Source organism: Wolbachia endosymbiont (group B) of Athalia cordata (genome assembly GCF_947251845.1).
GTDB lineage: Bacteria > Pseudomonadota > Alphaproteobacteria > Rickettsiales > Anaplasmataceae > Wolbachia.
The window spans coordinates 317,219-337,584 of the sequence record NZ_OX366383.1 but is presented as its reverse complement, the minus strand read 5'-3'; the positions used below and the strand labels follow the sequence as shown (position 1 = coordinate 337,584).

Here is a 20,366-nt window from a genome sequence, read left to right as displayed (position 1 = left end):
ATTCAATTTGACTGATCATAGTGCGATGCCACCACACTCTCTTCTTCATCAGAATGTAATTGATAACTATTATCACTCAGCAATTTTTCGTCATAAGTCTCAATATCAAAATATTTTTCATATTTATCTATATTTTCACAAAGCGAAAGTGCTTTCACCTTATTCATAATCAGACCCGTACCAGCAGGAATTAACCTTCCTACTATAACATTTTCTTTTAACCCACTCAAAGGATCACTCTTTCCGCAAAATGCTGCTTCCGTAAGTACTTTTGTTGTTTCTTGGAAAGAGGCAGCAGAAATAAAGGAATTAGTTTCAAGGCTTGCTCTAGTAATTCCCTGCAGAATAGGAAGATAATGAGCAGGTCGTTTTCCAGAGTTATTCATAGCATCATTTTCTCTATCAATTTCCAGCCTGTCGATATTTTCTCCAATTAAGTACATAGTATCACCAGGATCGGTAATTTCTACTTTTTGTAGCATTTGCTTTAAGATCACTTCTAAATGCTTGTTATCTATGCGCACACCTTGCAATCTATAAACTTGCTGTATTTCAGAAATCATATAGTGTGCTAACGCTTCTAACCCAAGCACACGTAGAATATCATGAAGATCAGGATCGCCATCCATCAATAAATCACCTTTACGCACAAAATCACCTTCATTGACTATTACATGCTTACTTCTTGATACTAAATACTCAACTTGAGAAGCTTGCTCATCTACAGGTTTAATTACTACACTGCGTTTTCCTCTACGGTCTTTTTCAGAGAACGTTACATAGCCATCTATTTCACTAACGATAGCATGCTCTTTAGGACGACGTGCTTCAAATAATTCTATAACCTTAGGCAAGCCACCAGTAATATCACGAGTTCTAACTGACTCTCTCGGCGTTCTTGTGATAACATCACCTGCATGAACCTTTTGGCCATCCTGTACATTAAGCACTGCACCAACTGGTATAAAGTAACATGCTTCCACACCACTTGAAAGTGTTATTACTTTTTCATTATCATCAAGCAGTGCAATACGAGGACGTAAATTAGCTACACCAGAGTGCAATTTCCAATCTTTTACTACTCTATTTGATATTCCTGTAGATTCATCCATCACTTCAGTGATTGAAATTCCATCTTTTAAATCCTGGTAAGATATTGTACCACTCTTTTCCGTAATAATAGGTAGTGTATACGGATCCCATTCCGCAACTTTATCACCAATTTTTACTAACTCACCCTCATTTACATAAAGTTTAGCACCATAAGGCACACTGTGCTTCAATTTTTCACTACCAAGGCTATCAATTAAAACGACTTCACAGGAACGGCTTATCACAATTTTATTTCCGTTTTTATCTATAATTATATTACTATTGTTTAGTTTTATTCTAGCATTAATAGAAGCTATAATATTTGAGGATTCAATACCTCTAGTCATTACCCCACCTATATGGAAAGTACGCATCGTTAACTGAGTACCTGGCTCTCCAACAGATTGAGCAGCGATAACACCAACTGCTTCACCTATTGAAACAATTTTACCAGTTGCAAGGTCTCTTCCATAACACAAAGAACACACACCAGGACTTATTTCACAAGTTAAAGGCGATCTAATTTTTATAGCATCAAGACCTGCAATGTTGATTTGCTTTACTTTATCTTCATCAATTAATTCCCCTGCTTTTAATAATAACTCTTTGGTTACTGGGTTATATATATCATTTGCAGCTGTTCTACCCAGTACAACACTCTCTAGAGATGCAACTATAGTACTACCTTCAACTATAGCTCTTACAATAAGGCCATTTTTCGTTTTACAGTCATGTTTTGTAACTATGCAATTTTGAGATACATCAACCAAGCGACGAGTTAAGTATCCAGAGTTTGCAGTTTTAAGTGCAGTATCAGCTAAACCTTTACGCGCACCGTGAGTAGAATTAAAGTATTCAAATACATTTAATCCTTCGCGAAAATTAGAAATTATAGGTGTTTCTATAATTTCACCAGAAGGTTTGGTCATTAACCCTCGCATTCCTGCTAACTGCTTCATCTGGGAAGTAGAACCTCTTGCACCTGAGCTAACCATCATATATATTGAATTGTACTTACTATTTTCATCATACACAGATATCGCTTTTAACATATCATTCGCTATTATATCTGTGCACTTAGACCACTCATCTATAACTTTATTATACCTCTCACTTTTAGTGATTAGTCCGTCTTGATACTGTGCAGAAAATTTCTTAATTTCACCCCTTGTATAATCAACGTGTGTAGCTTTAGTTTCAGGTATGACCATATCGCAACGACTAAAAGAAGTACCAGAAAATGTAGCATACTCAAAGCCAAGTGTCATCAATTTATCAGAAAATACCACTGTAGCACTTTGACCGCAGCTACGATATACTAAATCAACAATACTAGTTATTTCCTTAACTGTTAATACCTGATTTATTAAATCGAAGCTTAGATTCTCATGTTTAGGAAAAATCTGCCATAATATTAAACGTCCAGGAGTTGTGCAAATAGTTTTATACTGAATGTTTCCATCGCTATTGATGTATTCCATTTTGTACTTTATATGAGAATGAATATGTAGAGTACCGTTGTTTAAGGAATGCTCAACTTCACAAAAAGAACAGAAAAGTGGTAAATTATCCTCCTTAAGTTGCTGTAAAGTTAGGTAGTATATACCAAGCACTATATCTTTACTAGGAACTATAATCGGTCTTCCATTAGAAGGACTTAAAACGTTATTAATTGACATCATCAACACTCTAGCTTCAAGTTGAGCTTCCAATGAAATTGGCACATGTACCGCCATTTGATCACCATCAAAGTCAGCGTTAAATGCTGTACAAACAAGTGGATGAAGCTGTATTGCTTTACCTTCAATAAGGACTGGCTCAAAAGCCTGAATACCAAGCCTATGTAGCGTAGGCGCTCTATTTAGCAAAACAGGATGCTCTTTTATTACTTCTTCAAGCATATCCCAGACTTCTGGCTTTTCTGCTCTTATTAACTTACTAGCAAATTTAATAGTTGGAGCGATTCCATATATTTTAAGCCTTGAGTAAACAAAAGGCTTGAATAACTCAAGAGCCATTCTTTTCGGTAATCCACACTGATTTAGTTTTAAAGTTGGACCAACAACTATTACAGAACGTCCAGAATAATCTACCCTTTTTCCTAAAAGATTCTGACGGAAACGACCTTGCTTTCCTTTCAGCATATCGCTAATAGACTTTTTATACCCAGTAGCGCCAGCTTTATTTACCAGAGCATTACGACGACTATTATCAAAAAGAGAATCAACTGCCTCTTGTAACATTCTTTTCTCATTACGAATCATAATCTCAGGAGGATTCAAACTTAACAATTTTCTCAATCTATTATTTCTATTAATAATAGTTCTATAATGATGATTTAAATCAGAAACTGCAGGTCGACCACTTTCAAGCGATACCAAGGGACGCAAGTCAGGTGGTAAAATAGGTATAGCTGTAAGTATCATCCACTCAGGTCTGTTTCCAGACTTGATAAAATTTTCAACAATACGTAATCTCTTTATAATTTTCTTTCTTCTCATTTCAGAAGCAACAGACTCTAACTCCTGTCTTAAATTCTTCCTAATTTCATGTAAATCAAGGCGTATTAGCAATTCTCTTATAGCTTCAACACCTTGCATAGCTATAAAGCTATCGACCCCATAGCTATCTTTAGCTTCATTATAAGCTTTCTCACTAATAATTTCACCTTTTTCAAAAGAGGAAACAAGAGGATCTATTACAACATAATTATCACTATACAAAATACTTTCGATATCTCTAAGAGACATATCTAATAATGCTCCAATTCTTGAAGGAAGTGACTTCAAAAACCATATATGAGCAACAGGAGATGCAAGCTCTATATGACCCATTCTTTCTCTTCTTACTTTAGAAGATGTAACTTCTACTCCACATTTTTCGCATATACGGCCCCTATGTCTTCTTTTTTTGTACTTTCCACATAAACATTCATCATCATTGACAGGACCAAAAATTTTAGGACAAAATAATCCACCTTTCTCAACTTTGAATGTACGGTAGTTTGCAGTTGAAACATCTGTTATCTCTCCATAAGACATACGTTTAATACTTTCAGGGCTAGCAATGGAAATGCTAACCTCATTAAAAGATTGCGCGATGTTAGTATGAGATATATCTTCAATTACTATGTCATTTTGCTTCAAATCCACATTAAAACACAAGGAACGCAACTCTTTTATCATGACATTAAAGGATTCAGGAATTCCACATTCAAAGTTACTGTCACCTTTTATTACCGATTCATAAATCTTAACCCTGCCATTAATATCATCAGACTTCACAGTTAACATTTCCTGTAAAGTGTAAGCAGCACCATAGGCTTGCAATGCCCAACATTCCATTTCACCAAAACGCTGACCACCAAAATGAGACTTTCCTCCAAGAGGTTGTTGAGTAACCAAACTATAAGGTCCTACTGAACGCGCATGAATTTTACCATCTACTAAGTGATGCAACTTAAGCATGTACATGTAACCAACTGTAACTTTGCGATCAAACTTCTCACCCGAGCAACCATCATATAATACAACTTGCCCAGAGTTATCCAATCCAGCAAGTTCAAATAGCTTTACTATTTGTTCATCTTTTGGACCTTCAAATACAGGTGCAGTAACAGGAATGCCATCACGCAACTTATACGCAAATTCAATGAGGTGATTATCATTAATATCGCGAATGTTATTACAAATAGATAAATTACTGCCACAACTATAAACCTCAATCAGGAAGTGACGTAAACTACTGTGTGCATCTTTACAAGAGTTGAAATAATTCTCTACTAATGTAGTCAATTCATTATTTAATTCATCCTTATTAGGCGTATCTAAAATAGAAGCCGTTATTTCATCATCATTAATATCCTCAAATTTTTTATTATCAAGATATAATGCTGCAAATTTTTCAAAATCATCATCACTGAGAGATCTAATTGCCTCACAAAAAGCACGTTTGATTTTATTGATCTCATCAAGAATATTGCCTACTTTTTCTCCTAATTTTTTACAAGCCCAACCTACATGCGTTTCCAATATTTGACCTACATTCATTCGCGAAGGAACGCCAAGAGGGTTAAGAATAATATCAATAGGAGTACCATCTTCTAAATAAGGCATATCTTCTACTGGAACAACTCGAGAAATCACACCTTTATTTCCATGTCTACCAGCCATTTTATCCCCTGGCTGCAAACTATGTTTTACAGCAATAAAAACTTTTACTGACATCGACACACCTTGAGGCAGATCATAGCCTTCATGCAATTTTTCTACTTTTCGCTTAAAGTTTGCTATCGCATGTGATACTTTTTCATCAAAATCTTTTTTTAAGCTCTCAACTTGCTTAGAAATAGATTGGTTTTTCAATCCTATATCCCACCATCCCTCACGTTCAATAAAATTAATACTTTCTCGATCTTGAGAGCCAGAATTAATAAGAATTTTTCTTAATTCATCATAGAAATATTGATTAATAACATTGATTATATGGTCTCGTTCTTTCTCAAAGTCGTTTGCCTCTTTTTGTTTAATAAGAAACGCCCTTTCGTTTTCTTCTTCCCCTCTGCGTGTAAAGACCTGCACATCAATCACTATCCCTTCAATATCTGGAGATGTATATAAAGAGGAATCCACACAATCAAATGACTTTTCACCAAAAATTGTCATTAACAATTTTGTCTCAGGAGGCAATGAAAGAGAATGCTTAGGTGTAACTTTCCCCACCAAAATATAACCTGGACCAACTCTTGTACCAACCTTTACTATACCACTATCATCCAAGTGATAAAGATTTTCTTCATTAACACCGGGTATGGCACGAGTTATTTTTTCCGACCCTAAAGGAGTGTCATGTACAACACATTCAAATTCTTCTATATGAATAGAAGTAAATAGATCTTTTTTAACAACTTCACTAGAAATAATGATTGAGTCTTCAAAATTATAACCTTGCCAAGACATAAAAGCGACTAGCAAGTTTTGGCCAAGTGCCAATTCACCGTTATTAATAGCAGGACCATCAGCTATCACATCACCTTCCTTAACACAATCACCTACATGCACCAGTGGTTTCTGGTTAATACAAGTATTATGGTTAGAACGCTGAAATTTTCTTAGATGATAAATATCTACATCCAAGTAGTTAATTCCTCCTTTGTCAAAAGCACGTATAACTATAGAGTTACTATCTGAGCTGTCAACTATGCCACCACGTTTTGCTAAAACTACAGCACCAGAGCCAGAAGCTACGAAAGATTCCATGCCAGTAGCAACCAAAGGAGCAGTAGGCTTCAATAAAGGTACAGCTTGACGCTGCATATTTGAACCCATTAACGCTCTATTAGCATCATCATTTTCTAAAAATGGAATTAAAGAAGCAGCAACCGATATTACCTGCTTAGGAGATAAATCAATGTAACTTACTTGATTACTATTTACCATTACAAAGGTACCAGCATACCTACAGTATAACATATCATCAACAAAGCAGTTGTTCTCATCAAGCTTTGCGCTGGTATCGGCTATATAATATAAACCTTCATCTATAGCAGACAGATACTCAATTTGATCAGTAACAACCTTATTAACTACTTTCCTATAAGGACTTTCAATGAACCCATATTTATTAATACGAGAGTATATAGCTAAGCTGTTAATTAAGCCTATATTCTGCCCCTCAGGAGTTTCAATAGGGCAAATTCTTCCGTAATGAGTTGGATGAACATCACGCACTTCAAATCCCGCCCTCTCTCTTGTTAAACCACCAGGACCTAACGCTGACAACCTTCTTTTATGTGTTATTTCAGATAATGGATTAGTCTGATCCATAAATTGAGATAATTGGGAAGAGTTGAAAAAATCTCTTAAGACATTGGTTAACACTTTTGGATTTATAAAATCAGATGGAGAGACTTTATCTAAACTAGAAGTAGACATAGAATCAACTACTGCCCGTCCCAATTTTAATAATCCAGTTCTAAATTGATTTTCTATAAACTCTCCAACTGAACGGACTCTTCTATTTGCTAAATGATCAATATCATCTACAGATCCTTGACCATCACGTAACAATACTATTTTTCTTATAATTTCAATAATGTCTTCATGTGTTAAAGTAGTTAAATTTTCCTCATAATTTAACCCAAGGCAAGAGTTAAGTTTTAATCTACCAATGTTAGACAAATCATAATATTCCGAACTGAAGAAAAGATTACGAAAAAACTCCTCTACTATCTTTAAAACAGGAACTTCACCAGGACGCAAAACCTTATATATTTCATATAGAGCGTTCTCATAAGACATGTTTTCATCTAAGAAAAGTGTGTTTAATATGTAAGGTCCAACAGAAACATTATCTATGTTCAACACTGATATTTTATCTATAGATAATAATTCAAGCTTTTTTATATCCTCTAATCTTATAGATTCACCAGCAGATAAGACTTTTGTAGAACTAGCACTATCTATTAAATCTTCTGCAAGAAATAAACCACATATAGAATCATAAGGAATTAGATACTCTTTCAATCCGTTATCATATAGATTTTTAGCTAATTTTGAAGTAATACGAACATTAGCTTTAAGTAACACATTGCCTTCAACATTCTTTAAATCAAAAGGAAGCCTCACTCCCTTGAATTTATCAGGGGAAAAAGGTACTCTCCAGCCACTTTTATGTTTTATATACTCTATTTTTTCATAAAATTTATTAAGTATGTCATTATTTGATAAGCCCAAAGCCTTTAATAAAACTGATATTGGCAACTTTCTCTTTCTATCAATACGAAAATACAAATGATCTTTAACATCAAACTCAATATCAAGCCAAGAACCTCTATAAGGAATAACTCTAGCAGAATAGATTAATTTGCCAGAATTGTAAGTTTTTCCCTTATCACTATCAAAAAACACTCCAGGAGATCTATGCATTTGTGAAACGATAACTTTCTCTACGCCATTGATGATGAAAGTACCTTTATCAGTCATCATAGGCAGTTCACAAAAGCGAACCTCCTGCTCTTCAGCAGATTTTATAACAGTTGCAAGCTTAGAATGATCATCATCTTCTTTAATCTCTTGATATTTTTCAAGAGAAACACCATCCTGCATAATAACAAGACGTATAGAAGCAATAACCTGAGCAGAAAAAGTTATACCACGTTTTATACATTCAGATTCACTATACTTAAGATCATCTACCCTACAATTCAAAAATTCGATAGTAGCCCTATGCAAAGGATCAGATATTGGAAAAATTGTATGAAAGATAGCTTCAAGTCTTTCATTACTCTCATTATTAGGAGTAAAGGAATTATATGACCCCTTTTGGACTTTAACCAAATCCAACAAAGAATCTTTTAAATCAATCGACCTGGAATAAGAAACTCTAGGAACAAAAGCACTAGAAGCACACATATAAGAAGAATCAACCATTAAAATACCTTCACTAATTAAAAGAGCTATATCAACATAAAATTAATATACTAACATTTTATTCAAGCTCAACTTTAGTTGCTCCTGCTTCAATAAGTTTTTGCTTTATTTTTTCTGCTTCGTCTTTAGAAACATTAGCAGTCAAATCTTTGGGTAAAGACTCAACTAATTCTTTCGCTTCTTTTAAATTCAATGTAGAATTAACTTCTCTAATAGCTTTAATCACTCCTATTTTTTTGCTTGCATCAATCTCTTTGATTACAACTTTATATTCAGCTTTTTCTTGAGCAACAGGAGCAGTAGCATTATCACTAATAGGCACCCCAGCACCAACAGCTCCACCAAGAAAAGAACCACTAGGCAACCCTATTTTTTCTTCTAGAACTTTTACAAGTTCAGAAGCCTCTAATAGATTTAAAGATAATATTTTATCAACCAAATCACTTGTTACATTATTCATACTTACCACCTTATTTAACAACAAATTTATTTTTTAGAACTATAGTAATCCAAAACTCTCATAAGCCTCATAGAAGATGAATTAATAGACAATGCTAACCGAGCAGGAATATCATAAGATATTAAACGCATAATTTTAACACGCAATTCATCCAGAGAGGGAAGCTTAGCCAATTTGTTAACATCTTCCACTGTTAACAATTCATTTATATGAGCCGCACAAATCACAGACATTTTTTCTTTGTTAGCATTAATAAAATCAACTATTAACTTTGCAGCTTCTACTATAGCGCTAGAGTATATAATAGCAACAGAACCAGAAAATTTACCTGATAAATAAGAAAATTTACCAGTCCTTTCCAAAGCCAAGCAAGCTAGAGTATTTTTAACTACTAACATCCCACCCATTACAGATTTTAGACTATTCCTAAGAATTAATGAATTGCTAACATTCATAGACTTGAAATTTACCAATATTAAGAAATCATTATTTACAAACACATTCATTATGTTTTGTATAAATTCATCCTTATCTTTACGCTTCACAATTTCGCTCCCTTAAATTATATCTTCTACTTTGTTTATTTTATGAGCTTTACCCATAGTTGAATTTAAAAAAATGCTTTTAAAGTAAACTCCTTTCACAGAAGCAGGTTTATTATCTCTAATTACTTTAAGAAAGGCTTTTAAATTTTCCAACAAATCATCAATATCAAATTTAATACTTCCTAATTTACCATGAATAACCCCATTTTTATCCGTCCTGAATTTTATTTGACCAGACTTAATGGTTTTAGTAGCTTCCGCAATGTTAGAAGTCACAGTACCAAATTTAGGGTTAGGCATCAGCCCTTTAGCACCCAATACTTTTGCAATAGGAGTGATTTTTGCCATGAAATCAGGAGTAGTGATGCACCAATCAACATTCAACTTTCTACCTTTTTTTATCTCTTCAACTAAATCTTCTCCTCCTGTAATATCAGCACCAGCTTTTTCAGCTTCTAATAAATGTTTATCTTGAGCAAAAACAGCTACTTTAATATTCTTTCCGATACCTTTAGGCAAAACTACTGTACCACGCACTTGCTCTTCAGATTTACGTGAATCTACACCTAAATTGACTGCGATATCAACTGATTCATTAAATTTTGCTGAAGCAGACTCAACAATCTTCTCCAAACACTGCTTAAAATTATCATTATATGTACTCATTTACCTAACCTTCCACAACTTCTATACCCATAGATTTTGCAGTGCCTATAACCATCTTCACTGCTGAATCTTCATTATCCACTTTCATATCAACCATCTTACACTTTGCCACTTTAATGATAGCAGACATAGATAATTTAGCCACTAATTCTTTACCAGAATTACCAGAACCTTTACTTAATTTAGCTTCCTGCTTAAGCAAATAAGCCACAGGCGGACCGCTGACAGTAAAATCATGAGAGCGATCATCCTTTATGGAAATTCTCACTGTTACTAAATCACCTACTTTATAACTAGCGTTAGCAGCGCTAGTAGCTTTATTAAAAGCTTCACAAAATTTAGGAACAGGTATACCACGCGGGCCAAGTACTGAAGCAATTTTCGGTCCTGGAACTGCTTTTCCAGCTTCCATAAGCAAGTTAATCTTAGCAACTACATTACTCATAATTAATCCTCTATTTTCTCTACTTGAGCCAAATCAAGCTCTATTATTGTTGGCTTACCTAAGATTGATACTTCAACATTAATAATTTTTTTCTCATCATTTACCATATCTACCTTACCAGTAAAATTTTGAAAAAGACCATCATTAATTTTTACTTTTTCACCTTTCTCATAACCATAACTCAACTTTTTCGTTTCTTGAGCATTGTAAAGCGCACTACACATTGAGCGAATCTCATTATCCTCAATCACCTTTGGAACATTACCATTTTTCAAAAATCCATAAACCTTAAGAGATTTTGGTATATTATTAATAAAATTTAATACCTCATCGCATAAATTCATGTATAAAAAGACATAACCAGGAAAGGACTTCCTTCGTTTAGCATTTTTTTTAGATTTTAAATCCATCTCACTTAATTCTTCACAAGGAATAAAAACCCTATTAAAATAATTATTAATATTCAATCTCATAGAATTTTCTAATATATATTGGCGCACTTTCTCTTCATAATTAGAGGCAACTCTTAAAATGTACCACTTATATCTATTAAATTCCTTACGTTTTAAAATTACCTCATCATCTGAAATCATCTCAAAATGACCAGACTCATCACCACAAAACCCAGTCATTTGATTCAAAATATTTTTACTTTCATCACACAGATGCATACATATATATACTTCACATAACTCTTTTATATCAGATTTTACATCACATACTGTCTGATAAGGAATAAACACCTCCTTAAAGTAAACAGTATTGGTTGCCAACTCGCATATATCCTTCTCATACCCGTAATCGACTTTAATGATATACCATTTATACTTATATTCCATAAATAATTCCAAATAAAGTCTTAATTACGTAAAGAGACATAAAATCTACGAAGCAAAAGAAAATCGAAAAGCATAATATAACAGTTATTACAATAAACAAAGATGACAATACCTGCTGTTTTTTTATCCAAGCAATTCTCCTTATTTCTTGCTTTATGTCGCAAAAAAAAACATACAGGTTTTTTAACATTTCTACCATAATATTAATGCAGGAGCGATAGGAATTGAACCTACAACCTCTGGTTTTGGAGACCAGCGCTCTACCAATTGAGCTACACTCCTATAATTCAAAGTTTACTCTAAAATTTCCGAAACAACGCCAGAACCAACAGTTCTACCACCTTCTCTTATCGCAAAACGTAATCCTTTATCCATTGCTATTGGTACTTGCAACTCCACTTCTATACTTACATTGTCCCCTGGCATTACCATCTCCTTTCCATCTAGCAATTTTATGCTCCCAGTTACATCCGTTGTCCTTAAATAAAACTGTGGCTGATAATTTCCAAAAAATGGTGTATGCCTTCCTCCTTCTTCTTTCTTCAATATATACACCTCCGCATTAAATTTCTTATGCGGGGTTATTGTCCCTGGTTTTGCCAATACTTGCCCTCTCTCCACTTCTTCTCTCTTTGTTCCTCTTAGTAGTATTCCTACATTGAGTCCTGCACTTCCCTTATCTAGCAACTTCTTAAACATCTCAACACCAGTACATATCGTCTTTTGCGTCGCTTTCAGACCTATTATCTCTATCTCATCCCCTGTCTTTATCTCCCCCTTCTCTATTCTTCCTGTTACTACCGTCCCTCGGCCCGATATTGAAAATACATCTTCTATTGGCAACAAAAACGGCAAATCTATAAGCCTTTTAGGTGCTGCCACATACTCATCTAACTTCTCCATCAATTTATCTATTGATTTCTTTCCATACTCACTACTATCATCCTCCAATGCTTTTAACGCAGACCCAACTATCACAGGCACTTCATCACCTGGAAATCCATACTTACTCAGCAACTCTCTCACTTCCATTTCCACCAAATCTATCATATCAGCATCAGCAACATCAGCTTTATTTATATATACCACGATATATCCAACACCCACTTGTTTTGCCAGCAATATATGCTCTCTCGTTTGTGGCATCGGCCCATCAACCCCCGACACTACCAATATCGCTGCATCCATCTGTGCTGCACCTACTATCATATTCTTTACATAATCAGCATGTCCAGGGCAATCAACGTGTGCATAGTGTCTCTTTTCTGTTTGATATTCAACATGCGCTGTTGCTATTGTTATACCTCTCTTTCTTTCTTCTGGCGCTTTATCTATTTGATCATATGCTACAAAATTACCATAATGCTTTGTTATCGCCGCTGTTAACGTTGTCTTCCCATGATCCACATGTCCTATCGTTCCCACGTTTACATGCGGCTTTCCAAATGCTTCTACTATCGCTGTCATAATTACTAACCTTTAATTATACTTTAACTTTAACTCATCAACCACATATTGTGGCACTTGTTCATAACAAGAAAAATGCATACTATACTGAGCTCTTCCCTGAGATATAGAACGCAAAACATTTATATAACCAAACATATTTGCAAGAGGAACCGAAGCAGTAATTATTTTGCTATTATTACCTAAATCCAGCATATCAACAACACTGCCTCTTCTACTATTTATATCACCCATAACATCACCCATATATTCTTCAGGAGTAATGATTTCCACTTTCATTATAGGTTCTAGCATTTTTGGACCAGCTTTATTTGCCATTTCCTTAAAAGCACCTTTAGCAGCAAGTTCAAAAGCCAAAGGACTAGAATCAACATCATGAAAAGCACCATCAAGAAGAGTAGCCTTAAAATCAATCAATGGAAAGCCGGAAATTATACCACCTTCTTTTATCAACTCTAAGCCATTTTGCACTCCAGGTATATACTCTTTTGGAATAGCACCGCCTACAATTTTACTTTCAAACTGAAAGCCACAACCAGGCTCAAGAGGTTCGAATTTTATTTTAACTTTAGCAAACTGACCAGCACCACCTGATTGTTTTTTATGAGTGTAATCAATTTCAACAGATTTAGTGATAGTTTCACGATATGCAACTTGAGGCGCACCAACGTTAGCTTCAACATTAAACTCGCGCTTCATTCTATCAATAATAATCTCAAGATGCAGCTCACCCATACCTTTCAATATAGTCTGCCCACTCTCCGCATTTACTGATATCCTTAAAGAAGGATCTTCTGCAACCAATCTATTCAAAGCAATACCTAATTTTTCCTGATCTGAGGTGGTTTTCGGTTCTATAGCAGTTTCAATAACAGGATCAGGAAATTCCATACGCTCTAATAGTATAGGAAAATCAGATGAACATAAAGTATCACCAGTAATTGTTTTCTTTAATCCAACTAAGGCAACTATATCACCAACTTTAGCTTCGTTTATATCTTCTCTGTTATTTGCATGCATAAGCAACATTCTACCAATTCCTTCAGTCTCATTCTTTCCAGCATTTAACACAGCAGATTTAGATTTTAACTTACCGGAATAAATACGAATAAACGTCAAGCTACCTACAAATTTATCCGTCATCACTTTAAACGCAAGAGCAACGAATTTCTCTTTTTCTGAAGGTTTGATCTCAATTTTCTTTTCTGAATCTTTAGGATCAGTTCCAATAATTACATCAACATCAATAGGAGAGGGTAAAAAATCAACCACACCATCTAAAAGTGATTGCACGCCTTTGTTTTTAAAAGCTGACCCACATAATACAGGGACAAATTTTCCTTTAATGGTCCCACTTCTCACACACTTTTTCAATAAATCAATTGGCAGATCGTTAGATTCAAAGTAAGTATTTATCGCCTCATCATCCATTTCAGCTGCAGCATCTAATAAAAGATTCCGATACTCTTGAGCCTTATCAAGCAAATCAGAAGGAATATCTTCATAAGAAAATTTAGCACCTAATGTTTCTTCTTCCCATATAATAGCTTTCATAGAAATAAGATCGATTATGCCTTTAAAATCTTTCTCACTTCCTATTGGCAACTGAATAACTAAAGGTGATGCGCCAAGCTTCGTTTTTATCATATCGACACATCGATAAAAATTTGCCCCGATTCTATCCATTTTATTAACAAAGCAGATACGAGGAACGGTATATTTATCAGCTTGACGCCAAACTGTCTCAGACTGAGGCTCAACTCCAGCAACTCCATCAAATACAGCAACTGCACCATCCAAAACCCTCAAAGATCTCTCAACTTCAATAGTGAAATCAACATGACCAGGAGTATCTATTATATTAATCCTATGATCATTCCAAAAACATGTTGTTGCAGCAGAGGTAATTGTAATGCCACGCTCCTTCTCTTGCTCCATCCAATCCATAGAAGCCGCACCATCGTGCACTTCACCAATCCTATTTTGTTTACCAGTATAAAATAAAATACGCTCTGTTGTGGTGGTCTTGCCAGCATCTATATGAGCCATTATTCCTATATTTCTATACCTAGATATTAAAACTTCCATACCACAATCAATCAGCTAATATTAAAAACGAAGATGAGAAAATGCCTTATTAGCTTCAGCCATTTTATACTTTTCTTCACACATCTTAAATGCACCACCACATTTATTATAAGCATCTAATATTTCAGACTGCAAACAATAAACAGTAGTTCTACCGCTCTTTTTTCGAGCAGAAGAAGTTGCTCTAGCAATCCACCTTAATGCCAAAGAAATTGCTCTATCTTGACGAATTTCAACAGGGACTTGATAAGTTGCACCACCAATACGCCGAGAGCGTACTTCTATAGAAGGGGTAACATTTTCTACTGCTGTTTCAAAAATTGATAAGGCATCTTTGCCTATTTTCTTTTCAGCTAAGGACAAAGCACTATAAGCAATCTTTTCTGCAATAGATTTTTTACCACATTTCATAATTATATTAATAAAACGCATAAGCAAGACACTACCATAACGAGAGTCAGGGCTTGTTCTTTTTTTTGCTTTATTACGACGTGCCATAAATTTTAACCAGATTTCTTTACACCATATTTTGAACGAGCTTTCTTTCGATTTTGCACACCACGTAGATCAAGAGCACCTCTTATTATGTGATAACGTACACCCGGCAAATCCTTAACTCGCCCACCACGTATTAAAACAACGGAATGCTCTTGTAAATTATGACCTTCGCCAGGTATATAAGCCGTCACTTCACCGTATCCACTAATCTTTACTCTAGCTACCTTACGTAGTGCTGAATTAGGCTTTCTAGGAGTTGTAGTATATACCTTAGTGCAAACACCCCTTCTTTGAGGATTGCATTTTCCCAAAGCTGGCACCTTCTTCTTGCGAGTTAACCCTGATCTACCTTTACATATTAATTGATTTATCGTAGGCATATACTGTAAACTTAAAACTCTAAAAATAACTAAGTCTTAGTTATAAAATAATAAACCTCAATAGTCAATATAAAAATAAACATTACTACTCTAATAATCTCAGCCTAATTGCTTTGAAAGCTACTGATAATTATATGCTAAAGCGCATATTGGTTTTAATATTAAGAAATTATCACTTGCTGTGGTCGAATTAATATAGATATGGAACAAGTAATATACTGTGATGGCTATCAAAGAATATGCAGAAAATAATGCTTATAATAGAGCCAAGAGCTTCTAACATTAATGCAAAAATACCAACCGAACTAACCGAATTACCAGTAAAGCCGGATGATTTTTACAATCCTACTCTTGACACTTAGATTTAATGCAGCTACCCTAAGTTCAAAATTCTATACTCAATTTTGCTGTTCTTGCATACAAGGAACACGTTTTTAGAATAATGAAAACAATCAGCGCTTTAATTAAAGAAGGGTCAAAGCTACTATCATCACATAGAATTGAATCACCACATTTGGATTGTGAAATCATCATGCAGTACGTACTTGGAGTAGAAAGATCATTCACAATCATGAATCACATCAATCAGGTACCAAGAAACAAAGAACTTCTATTCTGGAAATTAACAAAAAAAAGAGCAGAAAGATATCCAATATCGCAAATAATAGGTAATCGTGAATTCTGGAGTAAAAATTTTATAGTTAACCAACATGTTCTAGATCCAAGACCAGATAGTGAGACAGTAATTTCAACAGTGTTAAAATATTACCAAAATAAGAAGCAAAAAATAAAAATTGCAGATTTTGGCACAGGCACAGGCTGTTTGTTGATCTCCGTACTTAGTGAGTATGAATATGCTATTGGAGTTGGTTTTGAAAAAAGCCTGGAAGCATACAAAATTACCTGCCAGAACACAAAGAAACATAATCTTCTCAACAGAGCTAAAATATTTCCAAATTCGTGGACAGAATGCAGAGATTTATTTGATCTCATAATAAGCAATCCTCCATATATTAAAAGAAGTAAGTTAAAAGATCTGCAAGCTGAAGTGCAAAAAGAGCCAAGAATTGCTCTTGATGGTGGTATCGATGGATTGAGCTGTTACCTGAGTATTTTTCCAATATTGAAAAAGTGCCTTAAAAAAGATGGGTTTGCGATATTGGAAATAGGCGAAGATCAAAGCAATATTGACAAAATAATACCCTTATATGGACTGGTTTTTCAGGAATACGTATACGACTTGGCTGGAATGAAAAGATGCATTGTTGTAAAGCAAGATAAAGAACATGACTAGTAGAACGCTAGCTTTCTAAGAACCTGTTCATAATCTCAAGAAAGGCATAAAGTAAGAAATAGAGTGTATAAATTAGGATATATGAGGAGTGTATACCCAAGTGACATAAGTCGAGAGAAGTTTGAGATTATTTCACCAGATCTGGAGTCTTGTGGAAAAAACAAAACCAAGAAAACTTGATTTGTATGATATATTTTGCGGAGTGTTGTACGCCCTAAAAAGTGGTTATCAGTGGAGGATGCTACCAAAAGAGTTTCCAAAATGGCGCAATTGTTATGATTATTTCAAAAATGGAGTGAAAAAGTAAAAGGAAATAAAAAAAAGTATTTTGGAGTGCATGTTAAAAAAAATAGTTAGTGTGGTCCGACAAAACAATGTTTGGAAAGAAAAAATCAGCTTTTGCATAATTGACACTCAGAGTGTAAAGAACGCAGACACTGATGAAGAAAAAGGCTATGACGCTGGTAAAAAAATCTCAGGAATAAAACGCCATATCGCACAAGATATAGATGTTTGCTATTTATTCTTAAGCTTGGGAGTGTTAAATAGCATTTTACTTTTTTTAGTATGTAGAGATTTTCTAGGAATTATTCTATTGAATTCTATGATATTATTTTTTGTAACATTGTTATACATACCATAAGAATGAACTGACGAAATTTGTAAAGGAGTTTTATGGCTTAGCTACATGGTACTAACACTCAAGTAAATTTTCATCAATGACGCAATTTGCTATGTCTATATCTCACATAGCTTACAACTTGCTTTACTCCTTTTACTTTTCTTGCAATTGCTATTACAGCTTTTAATTCCGCCTTATTTTGAGCTATACCCATCAAATAAACGACTCTATCAACTGTATTAACGCTATAATTAATTGATTTAATATTTCTTTTTCCCAGAAGCCTCGTGCTTATCTCTGCTGTTATCATACCATCTACAGTAACATCTAGCATAGAAGCCATTTTAATTGGTATGACTCTTATTTCATTTATCACTTCTTTAATCTCTTTTTGCTGCCAAGCTATTTTCTCTGCTGTGAGTTGCTTTTCATGATTATCAACATTTCCAATGAGTAATACTCTTCCTTCACTCACTTTAACTTTTATAGATGAAAACAGTCCGTGTTTTAAGAGTCCCTTATTGATTCTTATTACTATAGTTGTATCATCAATAATGTTTCCCAAGGATTTATCTTGCATTGTTATTGCTGTAGCCGCTGCAGTTGCTGTTACCACTATACCACTCACAAGAGTCGTACAGCCACTCTGTGTAATCAGAAAAATTGCGAGTAAGAAGCTTGCTATTAATCTCATTATTAATTTCCAGAGTTTAGAGCTTTAATTAAAGAATATTAATAAGCTTTTTTTATTGTGTAAATACTATAAATTGAATAAGCCTTGAATATTTCTAAGACAGTACTTATCTCAATAATGTTAGTTAAAGTAATTCAGGCTTAGATTCATAGTGGAGTTAACCAGTATTATAAGTTCAGTCTGTGGTACTAAAATCTAATCTTTAAATTGCATAAGATGACAGAAGTGGTTATCTATAAGTTAATGAAGGGTTCTTGCGGATATGGCGAAATTGGTAGACGTGCCAGGTTTAGGTCCTGGTGAGCTTGCTCGTGGGGGTTCAAGTCCCTCTATCCGCACTTAAAGTCATGTAACTCAGGTTTTAAGAGAAAATTTATAATCACTAAGTACACTTTTGTTTGTATAAGAACCTGTTCTTAAGGATTGTATTTAACTTAAATTCTGTTAAAATGGCTTTATTAAAACATAAATAAAATATTGATAACAGGTTGTAATGTCTAGTAATATAACTCAAAATGCAGTCGAAGCAGATACATTAAGTAATATATATACCTATAAGGAACTTAGTGTAGATAAACTAAAGTATGAGTATGAAATCATAGTTAGTAGTGATTATATAGAACAAAAGATAAACTCTAGATTACAAGAAATAGCGAAGGATGCAAAATTGCCTGGATTTAGATCCGGAAAGATGCCTTACGATCTTGTTGTTACAAATTATAAAAACGAAGCTTTGGAATATGTGATAAAAGATACGATTGACTATTGCTCAAGTGATTTAATGAAAAAAATCGAAGTTAAGTCTCACATCCATCCTAAGGTTGATATTATGTCATTACCAAACCTGGATAAAAAGGATGAAAAAGGTGACTTTCTGTACAAATTATCTTTTGAATCGATGCCAAAAGTGCCAGTAATAGATCTTGATAAAATAAATTTGAAGAAAGTTAAGGCAAAAATCAAAGAGGGAGACATAAAAGAATTTATTGATTCTATAAAAACAAAATTTCCTAACTTTGTCTCTGTTGATGATGCTTCTTATCAAGCAAAAAACGAGGATAAACTGATAATTGACTTTGAAGGGCGAATTAGAAATAAGCTCTTTCAAGGTGGAAGTGGCAAAAATTTTACTGTTAATTTAGGATCTGGAACATTTATAAATGGTTTTGAAGATCAATTAATTGGCATGAAAAAAGGGGAAACAAAAAGCTTTAAGTTGAGATTTCCTGAAGATTACCAGGTAATTTCCCTTGCGGGGCAGGAGGCTGCTTTTTCTGTTCGAGTTAATGATATTCAGATTGCCGAAGATTTGCAAAGTGATAATGAAATAGCTAGGAGAATTGGTTTTGAAGATCATTCTTCGCTAATAAATCATGTAAAAGAAGTAATTGATAATCAGTGTAAAGAAATGGGAGATCTCTTAATTAAGAAAGAGCTATTTGATTGTTTGGATGCTAGTTATAGTTTTGATTTGCCTATAGAAGTAGTAAAACAGGAACAGCAGAGAGTGGAAAGAGAGTTGAATGCTAAAGATGATTCTTGTAAAGAAGCTGAAAGACGTGTAAAGCTTGCAATGCTATTTATGGAGTTCAGTAAAGAACATGAAATATCATTAACTCAAAGTGATATTATGAATGTTATTGTAAATCAATATGTCAGTAAAGATGTATCATTTGACAGAGTATTTAAACATTTTAAATCAGACGGACAATTTCAGGAATTAGTTAGAGGGCAAGCGCTTGAGTATAAAGTGACAGATTATATGATAGAAAAAGCTAGTAAAGAAGAACAGATTGTTTCTGTGAAAGAATTAAAGGAATTATTTGATAATATTTGATAGGAAAAG

General features: G+C 34.1%; 14 protein-coding genes, 2 tRNA genes and 1 pseudogene. 4 read left to right on the top strand and 13 right to left on the bottom strand.

Annotation, left to right across the window (positions count from 1 at the left end; genetic code table 11):
• Nucleotides 1-2: 2 nt before the first annotated feature.
• The 12 genes from OPR30_RS01660 to rpsL form a co-directional block, all read right to left on the bottom strand.
• Complete coding sequence (locus OPR30_RS01660; RefSeq protein ID WP_265030965.1) at nucleotides 3-8,522, bottom strand: DNA-directed RNA polymerase subunit beta/beta'; 8,520 nt, start codon at nucleotides 8,520-8,522, stop codon at nucleotides 3-5.
• A gap of 58 nt (nucleotides 8,523-8,580) precedes the next feature.
• Nucleotides 8,581-8,982, bottom strand: a complete 402-nt coding sequence (gene rplL, locus OPR30_RS01655) for a 50S ribosomal protein L7/L12 (RefSeq protein ID WP_264719581.1) — start codon at nucleotides 8,980-8,982, stop codon at nucleotides 8,581-8,583.
• A gap of 26 nt (nucleotides 8,983-9,008) precedes the next feature.
• On the bottom strand, nucleotides 9,009-9,527 hold the full coding sequence (gene rplJ / locus OPR30_RS01650) for a 50S ribosomal protein L10 (protein WP_007301987.1): 519 nt from the start codon (nucleotides 9,525-9,527) through the stop codon (nucleotides 9,009-9,011).
• Between the two features lie 12 nt (nucleotides 9,528-9,539).
• Nucleotides 9,540-10,193, bottom strand: a complete 654-nt coding sequence (gene rplA / locus OPR30_RS01645; RefSeq protein ID WP_265030964.1) for a 50S ribosomal protein L1 — start codon at nucleotides 10,191-10,193, stop codon at nucleotides 9,540-9,542.
• A 4-nt stretch (nucleotides 10,194-10,197) separates the two neighbouring features.
• Nucleotides 10,198-10,638 carry a 50S ribosomal protein L11 gene (locus tag OPR30_RS01640; RefSeq protein ID WP_010406829.1) on the bottom strand — a complete coding sequence of 147 codons (441 nt, stop codon included), beginning with the start codon at nucleotides 10,636-10,638 and terminating at the stop codon, nucleotides 10,198-10,200.
• Nucleotides 10,639-10,640: 2 nt separating this feature from the next.
• Nucleotides 10,641-11,477 (bottom strand): transcription termination/antitermination protein NusG, encoded by an 837-nt coding sequence (gene nusG / locus OPR30_RS01635; RefSeq protein WP_052264680.1) that lies wholly within the window; start codon nucleotides 11,475-11,477, stop codon nucleotides 10,641-10,643.
• On the bottom strand, nucleotides 11,467-11,667 hold the full coding sequence (gene secE / locus OPR30_RS01630; protein WP_007301991.1) for a preprotein translocase subunit SecE: 201 nt from the start codon (nucleotides 11,665-11,667) through the stop codon (nucleotides 11,467-11,469). The genes nusG and secE overlap by 11 nt, the downstream gene beginning before the upstream one ends.
• Nucleotides 11,668-11,686: 19 nt before the next feature.
• Nucleotides 11,687-11,759: transfer RNA gene (locus OPR30_RS01625), tRNA-Trp, on the bottom strand.
• 12 nt (nucleotides 11,760-11,771) lie between these two features.
• Nucleotides 11,772-12,944, bottom strand: a complete 1,173-nt coding sequence (gene tuf / locus OPR30_RS01620) for an elongation factor Tu (RefSeq protein ID WP_265030537.1) — start codon at nucleotides 12,942-12,944, stop codon at nucleotides 11,772-11,774.
• A 12-nt stretch (nucleotides 12,945-12,956) separates the two neighbouring features.
• Nucleotides 12,957-15,032: an elongation factor G gene (fusA, locus tag OPR30_RS01615; protein WP_265030963.1), complete on the bottom strand. Its 2,076-nt coding sequence runs from the start codon at nucleotides 15,030-15,032 to the stop codon at nucleotides 12,957-12,959.
• 21 nt (nucleotides 15,033-15,053) lie between these two features.
• Nucleotides 15,054-15,530: a 30S ribosomal protein S7 gene (rpsG, locus tag OPR30_RS01610; protein WP_265030961.1), complete on the bottom strand. Its 477-nt coding sequence runs from the start codon at nucleotides 15,528-15,530 to the stop codon at nucleotides 15,054-15,056.
• 5 nt (nucleotides 15,531-15,535) lie between these two features.
• Nucleotides 15,536-15,910 (bottom strand): 30S ribosomal protein S12, encoded by a 375-nt coding sequence (gene rpsL, locus OPR30_RS01605; protein ID WP_010406837.1) that lies wholly within the window; start codon nucleotides 15,908-15,910, stop codon nucleotides 15,536-15,538.
• A gap of 442 nt (nucleotides 15,911-16,352) precedes the next feature.
• Here rpsL and prmC point away from each other — a divergent pair, with 442 nt between their 5' ends.
• The gene (prmC, locus tag OPR30_RS01600; protein WP_264374995.1) at nucleotides 16,353-17,204 is read left to right on the top strand and encodes a peptide chain release factor N(5)-glutamine methyltransferase; all 852 of its coding nucleotides are present in this window, start codon (nucleotides 16,353-16,355) and stop codon (nucleotides 17,202-17,204) included.
• Nucleotides 17,205-17,285: 81 nt separating this feature from the next.
• Nucleotides 17,286-17,709, top strand: a pseudogene (locus tag OPR30_RS06305) (transposase); the annotation flags it as partial.
• Nucleotides 17,710-17,920: 211 nt separating this feature from the next.
• Here the strand turns inward: OPR30_RS06305 and OPR30_RS01585 are convergent.
• Nucleotides 17,921-18,520: a BON domain-containing protein gene (locus OPR30_RS01585; RefSeq protein WP_264683054.1), complete on the bottom strand. Its 600-nt coding sequence runs from the start codon at nucleotides 18,518-18,520 to the stop codon at nucleotides 17,921-17,923.
• A 256-nt stretch (nucleotides 18,521-18,776) separates the two neighbouring features.
• On the opposite strand from OPR30_RS01585, the gene OPR30_RS01580 reads away from it, so the two are divergent.
• A tRNA-Leu gene (locus OPR30_RS01580) sits at nucleotides 18,777-18,858 on the top strand.
• Between the two features lie 155 nt (nucleotides 18,859-19,013).
• Nucleotides 19,014-20,357 carry a trigger factor gene (gene tig, locus OPR30_RS01575; RefSeq protein ID WP_265030960.1) on the top strand — a complete coding sequence of 448 codons (1,344 nt, stop codon included), beginning with the start codon at nucleotides 19,014-19,016 and terminating at the stop codon, nucleotides 20,355-20,357.
• Nucleotides 20,358-20,366: the final 9 nt, after the last annotated feature.

Coding starts and splice junctions, on each gene's coding strand:
- OPR30_RS01660 (WP_265030965.1), bottom strand. CDS start 8,522: ATGGTTGATTCTTCTTATATGTGTGCTTCTAGTGCTTTTGTTCCTAGA.
- rplL (WP_264719581.1), bottom strand. CDS start 8,982: ATGAATAATGTAACAAGTGATTTGGTTGATAAAATATTATCTTTAAAT.
- rplA (WP_265030964.1), bottom strand. CDS start 10,193: ATGAGTACATATAATGATAATTTTAAGCAGTGTTTGGAGAAGATTGTT.
- OPR30_RS01640 (WP_010406829.1), bottom strand. CDS start 10,638: ATGAGTAATGTAGTTGCTAAGATTAACTTGCTTATGGAAGCTGGAAAA.
- nusG (WP_052264680.1), bottom strand. CDS start 11,477: ATGGAATATAAGTATAAATGGTATATCATTAAAGTCGATTACGGGTAT.
- secE (WP_007301991.1), bottom strand. CDS start 11,667: ATGTTAAAAAACCTGTATGTTTTTTTTTGCGACATAAAGCAAGAAATA.
- tuf (WP_265030537.1), bottom strand. CDS start 12,944: ATGACAGCGATAGTAGAAGCATTTGGAAAGCCGCATGTAAACGTGGGA.
- fusA (WP_265030963.1), bottom strand. CDS start 15,032: ATGGAAGTTTTAATATCTAGGTATAGAAATATAGGAATAATGGCTCAT.
- rpsG (WP_265030961.1), bottom strand. CDS start 15,530: ATGGCACGTCGTAATAAAGCAAAAAAAAGAACAAGCCCTGACTCTCGT.
- rpsL (WP_010406837.1), bottom strand. CDS start 15,910: ATGCCTACGATAAATCAATTAATATGTAAAGGTAGATCAGGGTTAACT.
- prmC (WP_264374995.1), top strand. CDS start 16,353: ATGAAAACAATCAGCGCTTTAATTAAAGAAGGGTCAAAGCTACTATCA.
- OPR30_RS01585 (WP_264683054.1), bottom strand. CDS start 18,520: ATGAGATTAATAGCAAGCTTCTTACTCGCAATTTTTCTGATTACACAG.
- tig (WP_265030960.1), top strand. CDS start 19,014: ATGTCTAGTAATATAACTCAAAATGCAGTCGAAGCAGATACATTAAGT.